Below are 18,714 nucleotides of genomic sequence, written 5' to 3' on the forward strand. Positions count from 1 at the left end.
ATACCTTGATTTTCTATGAAATCTTTTTATTTTCAAAGAGTCATTATAGCATAGTGACATTTTACTCATTTGGACATTTTTCTCAATAACGCCTTAATCTTACAGGTTGAGAATCGGAATTATATTAACTTTATTCAAGGACATTTAGCCAGTGTGACTAAGTCCCTACATTTAAAAGAAAAACCCCGGCGAATAAAAACCGGGGCTTGATAATCAAAACTGAGGCTGCTATGGGATGGGGCATCCTTCCAGCATATTGAAGGTAATGGCGCACCACCAGGAAGCGGGCATGAAGTATAAGGTGACCGCGATCACACAGGCAATCACGACAATTGCGACGATCAGCACCACCAGCCACGCGGGCATCTTCTTTTTCTCAGGTTTCATCTTCGAGCGCAGCTGCTCAAAATCCTGCTCCGGCGCTTCCGGAACGGGAGCCTGGTATGACGGGGTGGCCTGCGGGGCAGATTGGGGCGGGATCACGCCATAAGACGGCTGTGGCATAGCAGGTTCCGGTGAAGGTGCAGGTTGAACGGTCTGATCCATCCCTGTAGAAACCACGGTGGCATCGGGGTCAAAATCCGACCTGTCAAAGACCACCACAATATTCTCACCAAGGGTAATTACATCTCCGGCGCGCAGCTGTTGGGGGCTGGCGATCCGCTGCCCATTGAGGAAAGTCCCATTGGTGGAGCCCAAATCCTCGATAATGACGTTATCTTCCTGCATCAGGAACCGGGCATGCCGGCGGGAAACTTCCGGGTCGCTTATGGCAATGTCATTTGCCAGGTCACGGCCCAGGAGAATTTCCTGTTTTTCAAGGGGATAGGTTTTTCCGGGTGTGGGGCCGGAACGCATGGTTAATTGAAAAATTGAAGCTGCCATTGGACCTCCTCCAGTCAGCAAATAATATCTTTCTTTTGATATAAGTTTAATGATTTTTAGAATAGATGTCAAACCAATGCTATTTTAACCCCTAATGCGATACCTACCAGGCTCCAAAGAGTGGTTTTAAGGGAATTGCGTCTGATTCTGGTCCGTTTCTGTTAGTAAAAATCTGACATTTCTTTAACATTAATCCAACATTCTCTCACTATCATTAATTTGCTTGAAAGGAAGTTAAGAACAGCAACAGTCCCATACCCATTGGGGGAGAGTGGTGGGACCGCCTGTTCGGAATAATAAATTAAGAAAGGGAGATACGCCATTATGAATTTAGATAAATTCACTCAAAAAGCACAAGAAGCGTTGCTCCAATCTCAGCAATTAGCCTCAGAACTCCATCATCAACAAATTGAACCCGCCCACCTGCTTCTGGCATCACTCAAGCAGGATCAGGGCGTTGTCCCTGCCATTGTGACCAAGGTCGCCGGCAGCCCGATTGCCCTGCGAGAAGCTGTTCAAAAAGAATTGGATGACCAACCGAAGGTTTTCGGTGATGGCGGCGGTCAGCTTGGCCTCTCACGCCAAACATCGGATGTGATCAGCGCGGCTGAACGTTATGCCAAAGGAATGTCGGACGAATATGTCTCCACTGAACACCTCCTGTTGGGCCTTATAGACAGTCCGGAAGGTAAACGACTCGCGGATTACGGCTTAACGAAAGATGCGATCCTGAAAGCACTCAAGGAAGTGCGCGGCTCGCAGCGCGTCACCAGCCAGAACCCCGAGTCCACCTATGATGCACTGGAAAAATACGGTCGTGACCTGACAGCCCTGGCCCGTACCGGCAAATTGGACCCCGTGATCGGGCGTGACGAAGAAATCCGCCGGATCGTGCAGATCCTCTCCCGCCGGACCAAGAACAACCCGGCTCTGATCGGTGAGCCTGGCGTCGGCAAGACTGCCGTCGTGGAAGGCCTCGCCCAGCGGATTGTGAACAGTGACGTACCGGAAGGCCTGAAAAATAAGAAAATTGTCGCCCTGGATCTCGGCTCATTGGTAGCCGGTGCAAAATTCCGGGGTGAATTTGAGGAACGCTTGAAAGCTGTCCTGAAAGAGATCACCGATTCAGCCGGTGAGATCATCCTGTTCATTGATGAGATGCACACAGTGGTCGGCGCAGGCGCAGCAGAAGGCTCCATGGATGCCGGCAATATGCTCAAGCCTATGCTGGCTCGGGGCGAGCTACACATGATCGGTGCAACCACGCTGAACGAATACCGCAAATACATCGAGAAGGATGCCGCACTTGAACGGCGGTTCCAACCTGTGTTGGTATCCGAACCCTCTGTGGAGGACACCATCAGCATCCTGCGCGGCCTCAAGCAGCGCTACGAAGTCCATCACGGCGTCCGCATTACGGACCCGGCTGTGATTGCCGCAGCGACCCTCTCGAACCGTTACATCTCCGACCGGCACCTGCCCGATAAGGCTATTGACCTGATCGATGAGGCCGCCGCTCGGCTGCGCACGGAAATCGACTCCAAGCCCCAAGCTCTGGATGAAGTGGACCGCGCGGTCATGCAGTTGGAAATTGAACGCCAAGCCCTGCAAAAAGAAAAAGATAAGGCTTCCAAAGAGCGGCTTGCCAACCTGGAAAAAGACCTGGCGAACCTGCGTGAGGCTGGCAGCGAGCTGAATGCCCGCTGGTCAGTTGAAAAGGAAGCCATCCAAAAGATCCGTGACATCAAAGGTCAGATTGACGAGACCGAGACCGAGATCGAACGGGCTGAACGGCATTCGGACCTGGAAAAGGCTGCCCGCCTGCGCTATGGCACAATGCACGAGCTTGAAGATCAGTTGAAAGGCGCAGAAACCAAACTTAAACAGCTTCAGGAGGAAGCTCCTCTGCTGAAAGAGGAAGTGGACGCGGAAGAAATCGCTGAAGTGGTCGGCAACTGGACCGGCATCCCGGTCTCACGGCTGCTGGAAGGCGAAATGGAAAAACTGATGCACATGGAAGACCGCCTGCATGAGCGGATTGTCGGCCAGGATGAAGCCATCAGCGTGGTCTCCAATGCCGTCCGGCGTGCCCGGGCTGGTCTGCAGGACCCCAACCGTCCAATCGGCTCCTTCATCTTCCTCGGCCCCACCGGGGTCGGCAAGACAGAATTAGCCCGTTCCCTGGCAGCATTCCTGTTCAATTACGAGAACGCCATGGTTCGGATCGACATGAGCGAGTATCAGGAAAAGCACACCGTCAGTCGTCTGTTCGGTGCCCCTCCCGGATACGTTGGCTTTGAAGAAGGCGGCCAGCTGACCGAAGCGGTTCGCCGGCGCCCCTATAGCGTGGTGCTGTTCGACGAGATCGAGAAAGCCCACCCTGAGGTCTTCAATGCCCTGCTGCAGCTGCTGGATGACGGCCGCCTGACCGATGGTCAGGGCCGCACAGTGGACTTCCGCAATACAGTCGTGATCATGACCAGCAACCTCGGCAGCGAGCTGTGGGTTGGCACCAACGCAGATAATGATGATCATAAAACCGTCTCACGTGATCAGATCAATAAGCTCCTTCAGGCGCATTTCCGCCCGGAGTTCCTGAACCGTGTGGATGAGATCGTGGTCTTCCATCCCCTCACGCGCAGTGACCTCGTGGAGATCGTGGATATCCAGCTTGCCAAAGTGTCAGAGCTGCTGCGAGAACGCAACCTGAAATTGGAAGTGGACCAATCCGCCCGTGAGTACCTGGCAGAAGAAGGGTATGATCCGGACTTCGGCGCTCGGCCGCTCAAACGGACGATCCAGCGTGAAGTGCAGGATCCCCTGGCCATCAAAGTGGTCAGCGGTGAGATCAGCGAAGGCGATACGGTCCATATCTCACGGGGCAAAGATGGCTTGCAGTTTGAGACTACCCATACCTCGAAGGATGAAGCAGAAAGTTAAGAGTGTGAAATTAAGTGATAAGGGCTGACCTGAAGGGTCAGCCCTTTGATATGTACAACCGATAGAACCATTTTCAACTTCATTGGTCACGCTTCCTGCGTGACATTTTTATTGTCACGCAGGTTCTATCACACGATCTCACCATGCATGACCCACAAAGAAGCCCTCATCCGGCACTACGTGCCACCTTCCCCCATAGGGGGAAGGCATAAAAACTATAGGCTTTGGAAAAATTTGTTAAGGCTTCCCCTCGAGGGGAAGCTGGCTGCGCAGCAAACTGATGAGGTGGTAAATTATTCAGAATTCGTAGGTCACGCTTCCAGCGTGACTTTTCTACACGGCCATTCCTCATGCACCCTCCGCATACGCTTCGGGTGTACCAACACGACTTTTTTCTGTCACGCAGGTTCGATATTTCGATCTCACCATGCATGACCTACGAACTGATAAGGTGATAATTTCAGGTTATGAAATAGAAATTGACTAAATTTTTTAACGCTTCTCCTTGAGGGGAAGCTGGCTGCGAAGCAGACTGATGAGGTGCTAAATTAACGCGCCTTCAATTACTTTTCACTTATCCCCTCTTCACCATTCCCTTCGCCTAATTTCTCAAACAAATCCCTCTTCACCTTCTGCCCCGCCACCGGCTCTGGATAGGCCTGCATGAACGTGTCGTTATAGCCACCAAACAGCCGCCCGATCAGGCCGCGTAATCCCTTGTTCATCTGCGCGCCGCCCTGACTGGCATGGCAGGCTGCGGCCGCCGTTTTAGCTGCCCGCACCGAACGATAATTGATCCGAGCATGGGTGGGGAACTCAACCTCGGTCAGTGAAACCAGGTCAATATCCTTATTCCGGCCAAACTCTCGCGGGTTCTGCCCGATCAGGCGCATCACCACAATCGCCATTTTCAGGTAGGTTTTGTTCATCGTATGGAAATAGAGTGCGTCCGCCTGGAAGGCCGGCAGCCCATCAGGGTCGGCAAAATCAGAGGATGCTGCCAGATCAAAAGCCTGAACGGTCGCTTTTTGGATGGCTATGTGATCCGGGTGACGATACCCGCCAATCAGATCAAAGGTCAGCACAACCTGGGGCCGCACCTCACGGATCAGATGCGCCACCTCCGCAGCCACCTGCGCTACCGGCTGTGCAGCCAAAGCGCGGGGGTGATGGTTATCCTCCGAACCGGGCATCCCCGAATCGCGGTAATTGAGGAAATACAATTCTGACAGACCCAGTGCATCCACTGCGCAACGCAGTTCCTGGGTCCGCAGGCAGGCCGCACTCTTGATCGTCTCTTTGAACGATGGGTCCACCTCACCCACTTCACCTCGCGTGGCACAGACCAGCCGCACGTCCACCCCCTGCCGGGCGTAGAGGGCCAGCGTGCCGCCCATCCCAAAGCTTTCATCATCGGGATGCGCCAAAACAACCAGGATTTTCTTCTGCTGATCTTTTATGTCTTCGGGCATAGATGATCCTTATTCATAGTGCTGCGGATGAGTTAATCATACCCGCGTTCGATAGTTTATCTGTTTAAAGGGATCGCCTGGCATGGGGGGGACATGCCAGGCAATCTTCAGGGAGGAAACCACCTTTTCCATCCAACAGTTGTTAGCACAGACTGCAGATTTCGGGGTGGCAGACACACCAAATACCAATAAAGTTTTGTGTCTATGATTATTTATACTAAATGTGTGGCGTTAATACATTAAAATAAGATTAGAGTATACCAATTAGACCTAATTAGTAATATTAATGACCTTTGTCAACAGGTGGATGCCCCCTGCGAAACACCGCTTCCCATTCCGTCAGTTCATCGTCGCTTAATAACCGATTCCGTGGGTCAATGGATGGCGTTTCTTCCATAATCGCCTGTAGCTCACGGGAGAATTCATCGGAGGTAACCAGCCCGGCGTGCACCCCGCGGACGGCCGCTTGGACCTGACGATCGGAGCTGACCACCTTGACGTTGCGCGCCCGTTTACCCAGCGCTTTCAGGCGGGCCATGATCGCCTCATCCGCCGTGATCCCCTCGCGGACGAAGAAAGCACTCACCTGCCCAAAGCCCCGCTTGCCCGCCCTCCCGACAGGCGCGCGGTCAAAATAGACCTCCACCGTGTTTCTGCGCTTGCGGCAATAAGTCTGAAGCAGCGGGATCAGCTGGTTCTCATCATCTAAGTCCGCGAGGCTCATCCCAGGGATCTTCGGGATCAGATTGTGACCATCAATCAATATCAGCATGGGCTTATTCTATCCCATCCGCCGCTTTTTCTCAAAACCATAGAAAATCTGACTTCTCCAGCGGTATTTAATCTTATAATGGAACAAGAGCATTTTCATGCCCTGGCTCTTATGAAACCAAAGCACGTCAAATAAAACCAATGGAGTCAACACTATGTCTGATGCAAACCTCAAAACAAAATGGAGCGCGCCTGAACAATATCACCAGGTGGAATCCGCCGTTTCGGGCGTGGAGGTCTTCGCACCCATCCCCAAAACCGTCAAATCGGACGGCCCTAAAAAGTATTCCTGCCCCAACTGCGGTGCGAACACAGCCTATGATGTTACCGCTGGCGGTGTAGCTTGTGAATTCTGCGGTTATGTCGCCCCGGTGCACGCCATCCATGTTGGGCGGACGGCGGAAGAATACGAATTCAAACTGGACACCATCTCCCAATCCGAACGCGGCTGGGGAGAGAAGCGCCAGATCCTGCACTGCGACTCCTGTGGTGCCGAACTCTCAATTCCCTTTGGCGCGCTGACCAGCACCTGTCCCTATTGCGCGTCCAATCACGTCAATGTGACCACCAGCCTGAATGAAGAGCTGCGGCCTCGTTTCCTGATCCCTTTCACGATCGACGCTGCCCGTTCCAAACTATTAGTCGTCGACTGGCTGGGCAAGGGCTGGTATCACCCGGACGACCTGGCAGCGACCACCGTCGTCGGAAGGCTGACGGGCATCTACCTCCCCTTCTGGACCTTTGATACCGAGGTGGATGCAAAGTGGCGGGCAGAGGTGGGTTATGAACACACCGTGCGTCATTACAACGCCTCCCAGAAACGCTGGGAGACGCGTACCCAGATCGTCTGGCGCTGGCAAAACGGTGATGTGCATCTATCAATTGATGATTATCTGGTCACTGGATCCTCGCCGAAACGGCTCAGCCTGCGCATTTTGAAAGATATTTCTAATTTCAATATGAGCGGCCTTGAAACCTATGAACCGGATTACCTGGCGGGCTGGCAGGCGCAGGTCTATGAGACAACCCTGACCGAAGCCTGGAAAGTGGGCAAGAACAGCATTCGTGAGAAAGCCAAAAAAGCCTGCTATCAGGACATCCCCACCTCACATGTCCGCAATTTCAGCATGAGCGCCGATTTCAGGGATGAATCCTGGCGGTATGTGCTGCTGCCGGTTTATGTGGCGGCCTATCGCTCCAATGAGAACACCTATCAGGTGATGGTCAACGGACAGACCGGTGTAGTCGGCGGGCAAAAACCCGTCGCCTGGTGGAAGATCTGGCTGGCGATTGGCGCTATGCTGGCACCGGGCGTCTTGCTGGGCTTGATCGGATTACCTTTGATGCTCCTGGGTGGTGCAGGCGTGATCCTCCTGGCAATAGGCTTCATCCTGTTTGTGCTGGGCGGCATCTTCAGTTTCCTGCTCTATCGGAAAGCCCAGCAATCGGAGGCAAAATGACACCCATCGACGCCACCCCCATCTTTGACGTAAATCAGTCCCTCTGGACGGAGAACCATCAGGCTGCGGGCTGTCTGCAGTGTGGACGGGTCTATATCGTCCAATCCGATCAACTCGGTCAACTCTGCCCCCTCTGCCGCAAAGGCACACTCGAACCGCAACCCGTGCGGATGCGTGCTGCTGAGCCGGAGCAGATCCTGCCCTTCAGGATCAACCAGGCCAATCTGTCCTCGATCTACGCCAATGCCGTCAGCCGGGTCTGGATCAAACCTGAGGACCTTACGGCGGAATCACTGCTCAGGAACACCCGCCCTGTCTTTTGGCCGCTCTGGCTGGTCGATAGCGACGTTCAGGGCCACTGGCAGATGGAAGCCGGGTTCGATTACCAGGTGGAAAGCGCCAAGGAATATTACAACGGCGGGCGGTGGCAATCCAGCAAGCAAATTGAAGGCCGGGTCCGCTGGGAGCCAAGGCTGGGCAGGATTAATACCCATGTTGATAACATCGCCGCTCAGGCACTGGAAGAATATCAGAACCGGCTGCAAATGACTGGCAAATACCCTCTGGAACAATCCAGGCCCTATTCACCCGGCATGGAAAGCCAGGCCCTATTGGAAGTGCCGGATTTCCCACCGGAAGATGCCTGGCCCCTGGCCCGACCCGCGGTGGAAAAAGCGGCGGGTGACGTCTGCCTGAAGGCGGCCGGTGCGCAGCACTTCCGCAATTTCTCGATCAAGGCGGAATACACCAACCTGAATTGGACCCAATTCCTGCTGCCGCTTTTTGCCACCCATTACACTGATGACGAGGGTGAGAAACAAATCCTGATCGTCAACGGTGTCACCGGAGCGATTCAAGGGCCTCTGCTGGCTTCACCGAAGCGCGGCGGCAAGATCGCCGGGATCATCGCCGCAGTAGCCGGAGGATTGATCCTGTTGGCCCTGCTGGGTTTTCTGCTAACTCTCGTCCTGCCGGCTGCCAGCATCATTGCCGGCATTCTGGGCGTTCTCGGCGTGCTGACCGGGATCGGCGCGATCTTCCCTCTCGTACAGCCCCGCCAGTGGAACGCTAACCAAACCGGCCCGCGCATCGCCAAAGGACCTAGGTTCTAAGATGGAAATGGTTCACCCTGAACAGTTCGACCGGCTGGTCGCTGACGCCCTGGAAGCCCATTTCGAGGGTTGGGATTTCTGCTGGCTGGAAGGTCGACTGGTTCAGGAAGATACCCCTTGGGACTATCCTGAAATCGTCCGCTCCCATTTTGTCTCAACCCAATCCCTGTTGGATCTGGGGACAGGCGGGGGTGAGCTGCTTGCCGACCTAGGCCCCCTGCCAAGTAACACCCACGCCACCGAGGCCTACCCTCCCAACCAAATCATCGCCCGGCAGCGGCTGGAACCCATGGGCGTCACCGTCCACGCTATCGATGACAAGCCCAACCTGCCTTTCAGCAACGGGCAATTCGATTTGGTCATCAACCGACACGAGTCTTACGCCCCGGAAGAGATTCACCGCATCCTCAAGCCTGGCGGGCTCTTCATCACCCAACAGGTGGGCGGTCTGGACAATCTTGAACTGAATCAGACTCTGGAGGACCAACTTTCTTTCCCCTTTCTACATTGGGGACTGGCTGAAGCACTCACAGGGCTATACGAAGCAGGTTTCCAGGTCTCACGGGCGGAAAAAGCCGCCCTCCGCTCCTCTTTCCGGGATATCGGCGCTGTGGTTTATTACCTCAAGGCAATCCCCTGGCAAATTGAGGGGTTTGACCCCCAGACCAGCCATGATAAACTGGTCAGGCTGCATAACATCATCGAGCGGCAGGGCGAGTTCGTCGCAACCGCCCACCGCTTCCTGATCATGGCTCAAAAAGAAGGTGACTGATGAAAAGAATGGATTTTTCACTCTCTGAATTTTTCCAAACATTTTCTTTCCTGCTGTTTTTGGCGGGCAGCGTTGTGGCGTTGATCTTCAACGGCATCGAGCTATCACTATGGCTGATGGCCTTCGCCATGACAGCCTCCCTGCTGACCACAGTCCTGCCCCCGCTGGGCTTCAATTGGCTGAAGCTTGAAAAGAAAGGTTGCCGAGGCGGCCGGTGGGTAGCATTCGTCCTGCAGGTGATCTCCTGGGGGGCCTATGCCGCTGCCATGTTTTACCGTGTGATGCGGGACCCTCTGCACTTCAAATATCTGATCGGCTCTACCCTGTTCCTGTGGGCGCTTTGGCTGCTGATCTTCATTTACAGCCGTCATGCTTGCCAGCCCAAGACAGCCGGTGATACACTTAGTGACGATACTGTTCAGATAAAGATTGACAAGTAAGATTTAGGTTTAAACCGAGGCATTATGGAAAATGTATTTGAATCGCAACACCCATTAGTGAAACATAAACTGACCCTGCTGCGGTCGGTAACCACCGAACCCAAGAAATTCCGCGAACTGGTGCGGGAGCTGGGCGCATTATTGACATACGAGGCCACCGCCGACCTTGCAACCAGCAAAGTGGACGTGACCACCCCGATGGTCCAGGCCCAGGGTGACCACCTGAAAGAGCAGATTGGCCTGGTGCCGATCCTGCGGGCCGGGCTGGGCATGGTGGAAGGCGTCTGGGAATTGATGCCCTCCGCTGAGGTCTGGCATATTGGCCTGTACCGTGATGAGCGCACCCTGAAACCCGTGGCGTATTACAACAAACTACCCGTGGCCCCCACCGTGGCAGTCTGCCTGATCCTTGACCCGATGCTGGCCACCGGCGGCTCCGCTGTAGCCACAGTAGATATCCTCAAAAACTGGGGCGTAAACAAGATCAAGTTTGTGGGGCTGATCGGTGCCCCGGAAGGCATCCAGCGCCTGCACGAAGCTCATCCTGACGTGCCGATTCACCTGGCGGCGATTGATGACCACCTGAACGAGAATGGTTACATTGTCCCCGGCCTGGGCGATGCCGGGGACCGCCAGTTTGGCACCTAAGAGAATTGTCACGCTGAAAGCGTGAACTACAATTTGGGAAATGTAGGTCATGTTTGGTGAGATCAATGATCGAACCTGCATGACTAGAGGGTAGGAAAGCGTCACGCTGAAAGCGTGACCTATAAGATAATTAGCCTTCCCCTCAAGGAGCTCTGCGACGCAGTCCCTTTGGGAGAGGGGAAGGTGGCACGCAGTGCCGGATGAGGTGAGAGATAGCGAAATGCCACATCATCACCCAACCAATGACAAAAAAATAGACGCCTTACGGCGTCTATTTTATTTTTTAAGGTTATTGATTTTAGACTTCGGAAGCAGCCTTGACGATCGCCCAGAAGGAAGCAGCCTTGAGCGCAGCGCCACCGATCAAACCGCCATCAATATCGGACATCGAGAAGAGTTCCTTCGCGTTTCCGGGTTTGATGGAGCCGCCATATTGGATCCGCATGGATTCGGCGCGAGCCTCACCAAACAGTTCCTTGAGCAACGGACGAATAACGTCTTTATGCACGTTGTTGGCATCTTCAGGGGTTGCTGAACGGCCGGTGCCGATTGCCCAAACGGGTTCATAGGCAATCGTAATGCTTTCAGCCTGTTCCGCGGTAATGTCAGCCAGACCGCCCTTGAGCTGGCGGGAAACGACTGACTGGGTCTGACCTGATTCATTTTCCTCAAGAGTCTCACCCACGCAGACGATCACCTTCAAACCAACAGCCAGTGCAGCTTTGAGCCGTTTATTCACGGTTTCATCCGTCTCACCAAAGTACTGGCGGCGTTCTGAGTGGCCGACGATCACATAGTCACAAATTTCCGCCACCATGCCGGGAGCCACCTCACCGGTGTAAGCCCCTTTTTCTTCCCAATAGACATTCTGTGCGCCAACCTTCACCTTGCTGCCCTTGCAGAGTTCTGCAACAGCGGGGACGGCCAGGTAGGACGGGCAAACAGCCATATCCACATTAGGAATCTGTTCCAATTCAGGCAGCATTTCGGTCACCAAGGCTTTGGCGTCCGCAATGGTCATATTCATTTTCCAGTTTCCAGCAACAAACATTTTACGCATGTCCACTCACTTTCATTATAAAGATTTTCAATAATGGCCTAATTTAAACCAGTGTGATTCTACCAGCAAACTTCTCTGGGATGTATAAGATATTACTCAAACAAGTACTTAAAAACAGCCCGCAGAATAATACCACGGGCTGTTATTAGTTCATCAGAGATTGTGTTCCTATTTATCGTTCAAGGCTGCCAGGCCAGGGAGAACCTTGCCTTCCAGCATTTCCAGCGAGGCACCGCCACCCGTGGAGATATGGGTGATCTTGTCGGCCAGGCCGGATTTTTGGATAGCGGAAGCGGAATCGCCGCCACCTACAATGCTGATCGCGTCGCTCTTGGCCAGCGCATCAGCAACGGCAAAGGTACCCTTGGCAAACTTATCAAACTCAAAGACGCCCATCGGTCCATTCCAGACCACGGTGCCAGCTTTGCTGATAATCTCATCGAAAGCGGCAACCGTCTTGGGGCCGATATCAAGGATCCGCCAGCCAGCGGGCACATCGCCAAGGTCCATTGTCTTGGCATTGGCGTCTTCCGCAAAGGCATCGGCAATGACCACATCCACCGGCAGCACCAGCTTACCGCCCGCTTTGGCGAGCAGCATCTTGGCTGTTTCAAGGGCATCCTCTTCAACCAGTGAATCGGCCATGTCAAAGCCCTGTGCCTTGAAGAAGGTGTTGGCCATGCCGCCACCGATCAGGATCTTGTCGGCTTTATCCAGCAGGTTCTCGATCACGCCGATCTTGTCACTGACCTTGGCGCCGCCCAGGATCGCCACAAAGGGGCGTTTGGGGTCGGCAATCGTATTGCCAAGATATTGGATTTCCTTTTCCAAAAGGAAACCGGCGGCTGCGGGGAGATATTCCGTCACGCCCACGTTCGAAGCATGCGCCCGGTGGGAAGTACCAAAGGCATCATCCACATAAAGCTCCGCCAAAGAAGCCAGGGCTTTCGCCATCTCAGGGTCATTCTTCTTCTCACCAGCATGGAAGCGGGTGTTCTCCAAAACGAGAACCTTACCGGCTTTCAATGCAGCGGCAGCTTCATCAGCCTTGGGGCCGATGCAGTCTTCTGCATATTTGACCGGGGCTGAGATCAGACCACCGAGATATTCCGCAACGGGTTTGAGGCTGAATTCAGGCTTCGCCTCACCTTTGGGGCGCCCCAAATGCGAACAAAGGACCACGGCCGCGCCATTTTCCACCAGGTAGTTGATGGTGGGCAAAGCGGCTTTGATGCGGGTGTCATCAGCAACCTGGCCATCTTTCAAAGGGACATTGAAGTCCACGCGCACCAGGACTCTCTTACCCTTCACATCAAAATCAGTAACCATTTTCTTATTGAACATATGCTTTCAGTGCTCCTTTAAAAAATGCGTAATGTGACTTTGTCGGTACACATTACGCATTAATGGTTTGGCTAAAAAATTAAGGACTAGAGATACTTCGCCATCAATGCTGCGAGGTCGGAAGTCCGGCAGGAGTAACCCCATTCATTGTCGTACCAGGTCACGACTTTGACGAAGTTGCCATCCATAACGGTGGTCAAGTCAGCATCGATGATGGAGGAATGGGAATCGCCCTTGAGGTCCATGGAAACCAAAGCTTCGGTGGAATAACCCAAAATGCCGTTCATGGCGCCTTCAGAAGCAGCCTTGAAGAGAGAATTCAGTTCTTCAGCGGTGGTGGGTTTTTCAGTTTCAGCAACGAAGTCCACAATGGAAACGGTGGGGGTGGGAACGCGCAGCGCATAACCATCGAATTTGCCCTTGAGGTCAGGGATCACCAGGGCAACAGCCTTGGCAGCGCCGGTGGTGGTGGGGATAATGTTCAGGGCAGCAGCGCGGGAGCGGCGTTTGTCTTTATGAGCCAGGTCCAGGATCTTCTGATCATTGGTGTAGGAGTGGATCGTGGTCATCAAACCGCGTTTGATGGTGAAGTTGTCATGCACAATCTTGGCTGCGGGGGCCAAACAGTTGGTTGTACAAGAGGCATTGGAAACGATGTTGTGCTTCTCGGGGTCATAGAGTTCGTCATTGACGCCCAACACGACCGTGAAATCTTCATTCTTCGCTGGAGCAGAGATGATGACCTTCTTGGCGCCGCCGCCAACGATGTGTGCATCAGCGCCGGGTTTGGCATCGGTGCTCTTACCATCGCGGAATACACCGGTGGATTCGATGACGATATCCACACCCAGCTGCTTCCAGGGTAAGTTATTAGGGTTGCGTTCGGAAAGGACTTTGATTTCCTTGCCATCCACAACGATGTTGCCCTCTTTGACTTCCACGGTGCCATTATAAATGCCATAGTTGGAGTCATGTTTGAATAAATACGCATTAATGTCTGCGTCAAATAAGTCATTGACTGCCACAACTTCCAGCGCGTCGGGATGTCGTTCCTTAATCGCTTTCAAGACCTGACGGCCAATGCGGCCGAAACCATTAATACCAACTCTAATTGCCATTTCTACCTCCTAAATAAATTGTATTACCGAATTAAATTTTACCATTACTTATTCACCTGTCTAGATGATATGTTTCCCGATAATTTCTGTCATTATTCTATCAGCGGGCCGGTGCGTTCATAGAATAAATTCATCACCGTCTTAGCCAACAGAGTGGAATTATGGCGCCAGGGATAGTCTGGATCGATCAGGTCACCACAATAAACGGCTGTATGCTCAATCAGTTTCTGGTCCATCCTGACCCATTCCACATCATGACCCAGGTGACCCTTGAAGTGGTTATTGCAAATCACCAGATCAAACATCCCCTCGCCGACATGCTCTTCAACCGTCCTAACATGGTCATAGCAGCTGAATCCATCCGTCTCACCACGTTCAGTGGCAACGTTGCAGATGAAAAACTTCAAAGCCCGGCTGGCACGGACGGCTTCTGAGAGGTCCCGCACTAAAAGGTTGGGCAGCATACTGGAATAGAGGCTGCCTGGGCCAATCAGGATTAGGTCAGCGCTGAGAATGGCTGAAATCGCTGGGGGAAAAGCAGGAGTGTTGGCTGGGTCCAGCCAGACTTGCTTCACTTTGCCTTCCGTCTCACGGATATTAGTCTCACCGGAGACGTGGATGATTTTGCCATTCTTATCTTCCAGGTCGGCCAGCAAACGCACATCGGTCAACGTCGCAGGTAAAACCTGACCATAGACCGCCAAAACCCGGCCTGATTCCGCCACGGCTTCCTCAAAGCTGCCGGTTACTTCGGTCAGCGCAGTGATGAAGAGGTTGCCGAGAGAGTGTCCCTCCAACCCCTTCCCCGTCGTAAAGCGGTATTGGAAGACTTGAGATAACAAATCCTCGTTGTTGCTCATCGCAGCCAGACAGTTACGGATATCACCTGGCGGCAGGATTCCCATATCCCGCCGGATCTCACCAGAAGAGCCACCGTCATCCGCCACAGTCACGATGGCCGTAAGGTTATGGGTATATTCCTTGAGCCCGCGCAACAAAGCCGCCAGGCCATGCCCCCCGCCGATCACCACGACCCGGGGGCCGCGATCTCTGCGCCTGTAACTTTCCAGTGCCTCAATCAGGGGCTTGCCGGGCGGGACAAAGGGCCGCAGCAAGGAACGGTTGGAACCCCAAACACCAACCATCACCAGAATCACACCAATCCCACCGAAAATGATCACCCGGATGGGACGGTCAAGGAAGCGCAGTGATAAAGTTGAGAGAACGGGAAGCCACCAGGTTTCTGGTGCGTTACGATAGATATCCAATAAGAACAATGCAAGGCCAACGCTCAAGAGCGTTGTCCCTAAAAAAACGAGGATCAACCAGCGCTTATACCCCAGACCCGGTCGAAACCATTGCAATTCCCGGCGGATATTATCCCAAAGCCGGGAGAAAAAGCCCTTATTCGGTTCTTGCATATCGTATGAATCATAGCAGGATTCAGGGGTCACGTCAATAAAACCATTTTGAATTTAAGGGTTCACCGTACCTTTTTCCATACCATTTTTCAACCGATCTGGTGCGCTCAAACATAGAGCTCACCCTACACTTTGCTGAAATATTTTATGACCATTCGTATGGTGTGCAGCGCCTTTCTGCGCACCTTTGTTTAACCTGCTGGTGCGCTCGCACCCTACACCTTGTGGAATTGATTTATGACCATTCGTAGGGTGTGCAGTACCTTTCTGCGCACCAATGAAATACTTCACAATTTGGTGCGCTCCATTTTTGAGCGCACCCTACATCCTGGGCCTTTTCCCCATTCACCATAAATGCCACCAGTGTTATAATCTCCGAACCAAAGCGAGTTCGCCATTCTCTTGAATTCTCACCAGGCGAACAATGCACCCTAACATTGATATGGAGGTATCAACATATGAAACCGCTTAAGCTACCGGGGCCAAAAGCGCAAGCGATTATCGAACGCGACCGGCAATTTATTTCACCCTCTTACCCGCGGGGGTATCCCTTTGTGATGGATCATGGCGCAGGGACGGAAGTCTGGGATGTTGACGGAAACAGGTTCCTCGACTTCGCAGCAGGAATCGCGGTTGTTGCCACCGGACACAGCCATCCCCAGGTTGTTCAAGCCATCCAGAAACAAGCGGAAAATTTCATTCATATCTCATCAGATTTCTATCACGAATCCTGGGTGCGTTTGGCGGAAAAGCTGAACGAAATCGCGCCCTTTGAAGGTCCTGCCTGTTCCTTCATGACCAATTCAGGCACCGAAAGCGTTGAATCAGCCATCAAACTGGCCCGATATCACACCGGACGCTCACAGTTCATCGGCTTTCTCGGTGCTTTTCATGGGCGGACAATGGGAGCCGTTTCGTTTACCGCCAGCAAATCCCATTACAAAGGTGGCTTTTTCCCCTTGATGAATGGGGTTGTGCATGTGCCTTTCCCCGATCCCTATCGGCCTGTACTCGTGCAGCGCAAAGGCGAAGGTTATGGCGAAGCGGTGGTCCGTTATATTGAAGAAGAGATCCTGGCTCGGATCGTGCCGCCAAGAGATATCGCCGGCTTCTTGATCGAACCAATCCAGGGTGAAGGCGGTTACATCGTACCACCCCCGGATTTCTTCCCCGCGTTGCGAAAACTCTGCGATAAACACGGCATCCTGATGATTGCCGACGAAGTCCAATCCGGTATGGGCCGCACCGGTAAGTGGTGGGCCATTGAGAATTTCGATGTGGAACCGGATATCATCACCAGCGCCAAAGGGATCGCCTCCGGCGTTCCGTTGGGCGCAATGATCGCCAAGAAAGAGCTCATGGACTGGCCGAAGGGCTCCCACGGGAACACCTATGGCGGCAACCCATTGTCGTGCGTTGCCTCCCTGGCAACCATTGACCTGATCCAAAAGCAATATCTCAAGAACGCTAAGGACATCGGAGACTACGCCCAGGATGTTCTGGCCGAGATTATGGCCCGACATCCCAGCATCGGCATTGTGCGCGGCATCGGGCTGATGATCGGGGTGGAATTCGTCCTTGACCATGAAACCAAGGAACCTGCCGTCGCTTTGCGCGATGATGTTGTCGATTTCGCCTTTGAGCGAGGTCTGCTGACCCTGGGCTGCGGGCAAAGTGTGATCCGCATTGCGCCACCGCTGTCTGTCACGAAGAGTGAAGTGGATGATGCCATGGCAATCTTTGAAGAAGCGATCACCCTGGCCGAAAAGAAACACGGCCTGATCTAACAGAAATTCGAACAGGACTATAATTAACCGGAGGCTGAGATCAGCCTCCGGTTTTGATTGCCGCTTCATCCCCGCTTTTATGATCTGAATAATTCAAGGAGGTGCAGCATGCCAACGCCATTCACCCTTTCCCAAGAAACAATCCATTGGTTAACTGAAGAAAACACACCCGGCGTCCGCTATCTCGCGCTGCGTGACCTGCTGGAAACGTCCCAACCTGAGTTAGATAAGGCCGCTGAAGCTGCCCATAAGAATGGCCCCATCGCCACCGTTCTTCACCAAATGGCGCCCGAGGGCTATTGGGTCGAACCGGGGCCGGGGTACCTCCCTAAATACACCAGTACGGTCTGGTCGGTGATCCTGCTGGGCCAACTTGGCGCCTCCATTCAGGCTCATCCCCGCATCGCCACGGCTTGTGAATATGTCCTGAACAATACCCTTACGGAATACGGCCAATTCTCCGCTTCCGGTACACCCGGCAGCACGGCGGACTGCATCCAGGGCAACCTCTGCAGCGCGCTGCTTGACCTGGGTGTTCAGGACTCGAGGCTGGACCTGGCCTATGAGTGGATGGCCCGCAGCCTGACCGGTGAAGGGGTCGCACCGATGGGGGATAAAAGCTCGCCCCTTCGTTACTATTCCGGTAAATACGGCCCGGATTTCCTCTGCGGCGCTAACAACAAGCTAGCCTGCGCCTGGGGCGCGGTCAAGGTCATGTTAGCCTTCAGCAAGCTCCCCAAAGTCAAGCGCACCCCGTTGATCCAAAGGGCCATTGACCGAGGGGTGGATTTCCTTTTCAGCGGCGACCCGAGCGAAGTGCCCTATCCAAACGGGTGGAATGATAAACCCAGCGGCAACTGGTGGAAATTTGGCTTCCCGATTTTCTATGTCACTGACCTGCTGCAGCTAGCCGAAGCTCTGGTCAACCTTGGCTATGGCAATGACCCCCGAATGGTACCCACATTGGCGCTGATCGTGGAAAAAGGCGGGGAAGATCAACGTTGGCATATGGAATATGACTACACAGGGAAAACCTGGGTCGGTTTCGGACCGAAGAAAGCGCCTAATAAATGGGTCACCTATCGGGCAGCCAGAGTACTGCACAGCCTTTCCCAAAAATAACAGCAACCCTCCTGCATTACTGTCAACCCTTCCCAGGAAGGGAGACAAAACAGGTTTATTTTGCGATAATCAATTAATGAAATAATAGTAAAGTTAATCAAAGGAGGCTTGTATGCCAGCCGGAACAATCTTTATGATCATTTCAATTCTGGCCCTTGTGACGATTGTCGCGTTTGTGTTTCTCATCAAGCGCAGCTCGGAACGTAAGCGGCTCAGCCCTCTAACCGGGGTTGCCTTCGCCTTCATCATCGCCGGAATGCTCTTTGAGGACAACCGCTTCATCGGTTATGCCCTGCTGGGCGTGGGTATCATCATCTCCGTCATTGACATCATCATCAAAGCCCAGCACAAAGAAGAATAAC

16 protein-coding genes are annotated in these 18,714 nt (G+C 53.3%); 9 read left to right on the forward strand and 7 right to left on the reverse strand.

The window, feature by feature from the left end:
- Positions 1-228: 228 nt before the first annotated feature.
- Entirely contained in the window at positions 229-885 is a 657-nt protein-coding gene (locus JR338_06630; protein ID QRN82120.1) for an FHA domain-containing protein, read from the reverse strand.
- 324 nt (positions 886-1,209) lie between these two features.
- Here JR338_06630 and clpB point away from each other — a divergent pair, with 324 nt between their 5' ends.
- Positions 1,210-3,825, forward strand: coding sequence for an ATP-dependent chaperone ClpB (gene clpB / locus JR338_06635; GenBank protein ID QRN82121.1), 2,616 nt, complete (start codon positions 1,210-1,212; stop codon positions 3,823-3,825).
- Positions 3,826-4,388: 563 nt separating this feature from the next.
- Here the strand turns inward: clpB and JR338_06640 are convergent.
- Together JR338_06640 and JR338_06645 are read right to left on the reverse strand one after the other, a co-directional pair.
- Entirely contained in the window at positions 4,389-5,297 is a 909-nt protein-coding gene (locus JR338_06640; protein ID QRN82122.1) for a PIG-L family deacetylase, read from the reverse strand.
- Between the two features lie 283 nt (positions 5,298-5,580).
- Positions 5,581-6,069, reverse strand: coding sequence for an NYN domain-containing protein (locus JR338_06645; protein ID QRN82123.1), 489 nt, complete (start codon positions 6,067-6,069; stop codon positions 5,581-5,583).
- 154 nt (positions 6,070-6,223) lie between these two features.
- On the opposite strand from JR338_06645, the gene JR338_06650 reads away from it, so the two are divergent.
- The 5 genes from JR338_06650 to upp are packed head-to-tail and all read left to right on the forward strand — an operon-like array spanning position 6,224 to position 10,500.
- A complete protein-coding gene (locus JR338_06650) occupies positions 6,224-7,528 on the forward strand; it encodes a hypothetical protein (protein ID QRN82124.1) in 1,305 nt (434 codons plus the stop codon).
- Positions 7,525-8,640 (forward strand): hypothetical protein, encoded by a 1,116-nt coding sequence (locus JR338_06655; protein QRN82125.1) that lies wholly within the window; start codon positions 7,525-7,527, stop codon positions 8,638-8,640. Before JR338_06650 ends, JR338_06655 begins: the two co-directional genes overlap by 4 nt.
- A gap of 1 nt (position 8,641) precedes the next feature.
- Positions 8,642-9,412: a class I SAM-dependent methyltransferase gene (locus JR338_06660; protein QRN82126.1), complete on the forward strand. Its 771-nt coding sequence runs from the start codon at positions 8,642-8,644 to the stop codon at positions 9,410-9,412.
- Positions 9,412-9,852 carry a hypothetical protein gene (locus JR338_06665; GenBank protein ID QRN82127.1) on the forward strand — a complete coding sequence of 147 codons (441 nt, stop codon included), beginning with the start codon at positions 9,412-9,414 and terminating at the stop codon, positions 9,850-9,852. The genes JR338_06660 and JR338_06665 overlap by 1 nt, the downstream gene beginning before the upstream one ends.
- Positions 9,853-9,876: 24 nt before the next feature.
- Positions 9,877-10,500: a uracil phosphoribosyltransferase gene (gene upp / locus JR338_06670; protein QRN82128.1), complete on the forward strand. Its 624-nt coding sequence runs from the start codon at positions 9,877-9,879 to the stop codon at positions 10,498-10,500.
- A gap of 298 nt (positions 10,501-10,798) precedes the next feature.
- Here upp and JR338_06675 read toward each other — a convergent pair whose 3' ends face one another.
- The 4 genes from JR338_06675 to JR338_06690 all read right to left on the reverse strand — a co-directional run bounded on the left by JR338_06675 (position 10,799) and on the right by JR338_06690 (position 15,443).
- Positions 10,799-11,560 (reverse strand): triose-phosphate isomerase, encoded by a 762-nt coding sequence (locus JR338_06675; protein QRN82129.1) that lies wholly within the window; start codon positions 11,558-11,560, stop codon positions 10,799-10,801.
- A 168-nt stretch (positions 11,561-11,728) separates the two neighbouring features.
- The gene (locus tag JR338_06680) at positions 11,729-12,904 is read right to left on the reverse strand and encodes a phosphoglycerate kinase (GenBank protein ID QRN82130.1); all 1,176 of its coding nucleotides are present in this window, start codon (positions 12,902-12,904) and stop codon (positions 11,729-11,731) included.
- A gap of 86 nt (positions 12,905-12,990) precedes the next feature.
- Positions 12,991-14,022 carry a type I glyceraldehyde-3-phosphate dehydrogenase gene (gene gap / locus JR338_06685; GenBank protein ID QRN82131.1) on the reverse strand — a complete coding sequence of 344 codons (1,032 nt, stop codon included), beginning with the start codon at positions 14,020-14,022 and terminating at the stop codon, positions 12,991-12,993.
- 92 nt (positions 14,023-14,114) lie between these two features.
- Positions 14,115-15,443: a YvcK family protein gene (locus JR338_06690; protein QRN82132.1), complete on the reverse strand. Its 1,329-nt coding sequence runs from the start codon at positions 15,441-15,443 to the stop codon at positions 14,115-14,117.
- 458 nt (positions 15,444-15,901) lie between these two features.
- Here JR338_06690 and JR338_06695 point away from each other — a divergent pair, with 458 nt between their 5' ends.
- From JR338_06695 to JR338_06705, 3 genes are all read left to right on the forward strand, one after another.
- The gene (locus JR338_06695; GenBank protein QRN82133.1) at positions 15,902-17,230 is read left to right on the forward strand and encodes an acetyl ornithine aminotransferase family protein; all 1,329 of its coding nucleotides are present in this window, start codon (positions 15,902-15,904) and stop codon (positions 17,228-17,230) included.
- 108 nt (positions 17,231-17,338) lie between these two features.
- A complete protein-coding gene (locus tag JR338_06700; GenBank protein QRN82134.1) occupies positions 17,339-18,352 on the forward strand; it encodes a nitrogen fixation protein NifH in 1,014 nt (337 codons plus the stop codon).
- A 112-nt stretch (positions 18,353-18,464) separates the two neighbouring features.
- Positions 18,465-18,713, forward strand: coding sequence for a hypothetical protein (locus tag JR338_06705; GenBank protein ID QRN82135.1), 249 nt, complete (start codon positions 18,465-18,467; stop codon positions 18,711-18,713).
- Position 18,714 lies beyond the last annotated feature (1 nt).

The sequence above is a fragment of the Chloroflexota bacterium genome, assembly GCA_016887485.1.
Lineage (GTDB): Bacteria > Chloroflexota > Anaerolineae > Anaerolineales > Anaerolineaceae > Brevifilum.

Excerpts from the sequence above, each read along its gene's own strand:
- JR338_06630 (QRN82120.1), bottom strand. The coding sequence starts at position 885 with ATGGCAGCTTCAATTTTTCAATTAACCATGCGTTCCGGCCCCACACCC.
- clpB (QRN82121.1), top strand. The coding sequence starts at position 1,210 with ATGAATTTAGATAAATTCACTCAAAAAGCACAAGAAGCGTTGCTCCAA.
- JR338_06640 (QRN82122.1), bottom strand. The coding sequence starts at position 5,297 with ATGCCCGAAGACATAAAAGATCAGCAGAAGAAAATCCTGGTTGTTTTG.
- JR338_06645 (QRN82123.1), bottom strand. The coding sequence starts at position 6,069 with ATGCTGATATTGATTGATGGTCACAATCTGATCCCGAAGATCCCTGGG.
- JR338_06650 (QRN82124.1), top strand. The coding sequence starts at position 6,224 with ATGTCTGATGCAAACCTCAAAACAAAATGGAGCGCGCCTGAACAATAT.
- JR338_06655 (QRN82125.1), top strand. The coding sequence starts at position 7,525 with ATGACACCCATCGACGCCACCCCCATCTTTGACGTAAATCAGTCCCTC.
- JR338_06660 (QRN82126.1), top strand. The coding sequence starts at position 8,642 with ATGGAAATGGTTCACCCTGAACAGTTCGACCGGCTGGTCGCTGACGCC.
- JR338_06665 (QRN82127.1), top strand. The coding sequence starts at position 9,412 with ATGAAAAGAATGGATTTTTCACTCTCTGAATTTTTCCAAACATTTTCT.
- upp (QRN82128.1), top strand. The coding sequence starts at position 9,877 with ATGGAAAATGTATTTGAATCGCAACACCCATTAGTGAAACATAAACTG.
- JR338_06675 (QRN82129.1), bottom strand. The coding sequence starts at position 11,560 with ATGCGTAAAATGTTTGTTGCTGGAAACTGGAAAATGAATATGACCATT.
- JR338_06680 (QRN82130.1), bottom strand. The coding sequence starts at position 12,904 with ATGTTCAATAAGAAAATGGTTACTGATTTTGATGTGAAGGGTAAGAGA.
- gap (QRN82131.1), bottom strand. The coding sequence starts at position 14,022 with ATGGCAATTAGAGTTGGTATTAATGGTTTCGGCCGCATTGGCCGTCAG.
- JR338_06690 (QRN82132.1), bottom strand. The coding sequence starts at position 15,443 with ATGCAAGAACCGAATAAGGGCTTTTTCTCCCGGCTTTGGGATAATATC.
- JR338_06695 (QRN82133.1), top strand. The coding sequence starts at position 15,902 with ATGAAACCGCTTAAGCTACCGGGGCCAAAAGCGCAAGCGATTATCGAA.
- JR338_06700 (QRN82134.1), top strand. The coding sequence starts at position 17,339 with ATGCCAACGCCATTCACCCTTTCCCAAGAAACAATCCATTGGTTAACT.
- JR338_06705 (QRN82135.1), top strand. The coding sequence starts at position 18,465 with ATGCCAGCCGGAACAATCTTTATGATCATTTCAATTCTGGCCCTTGTG.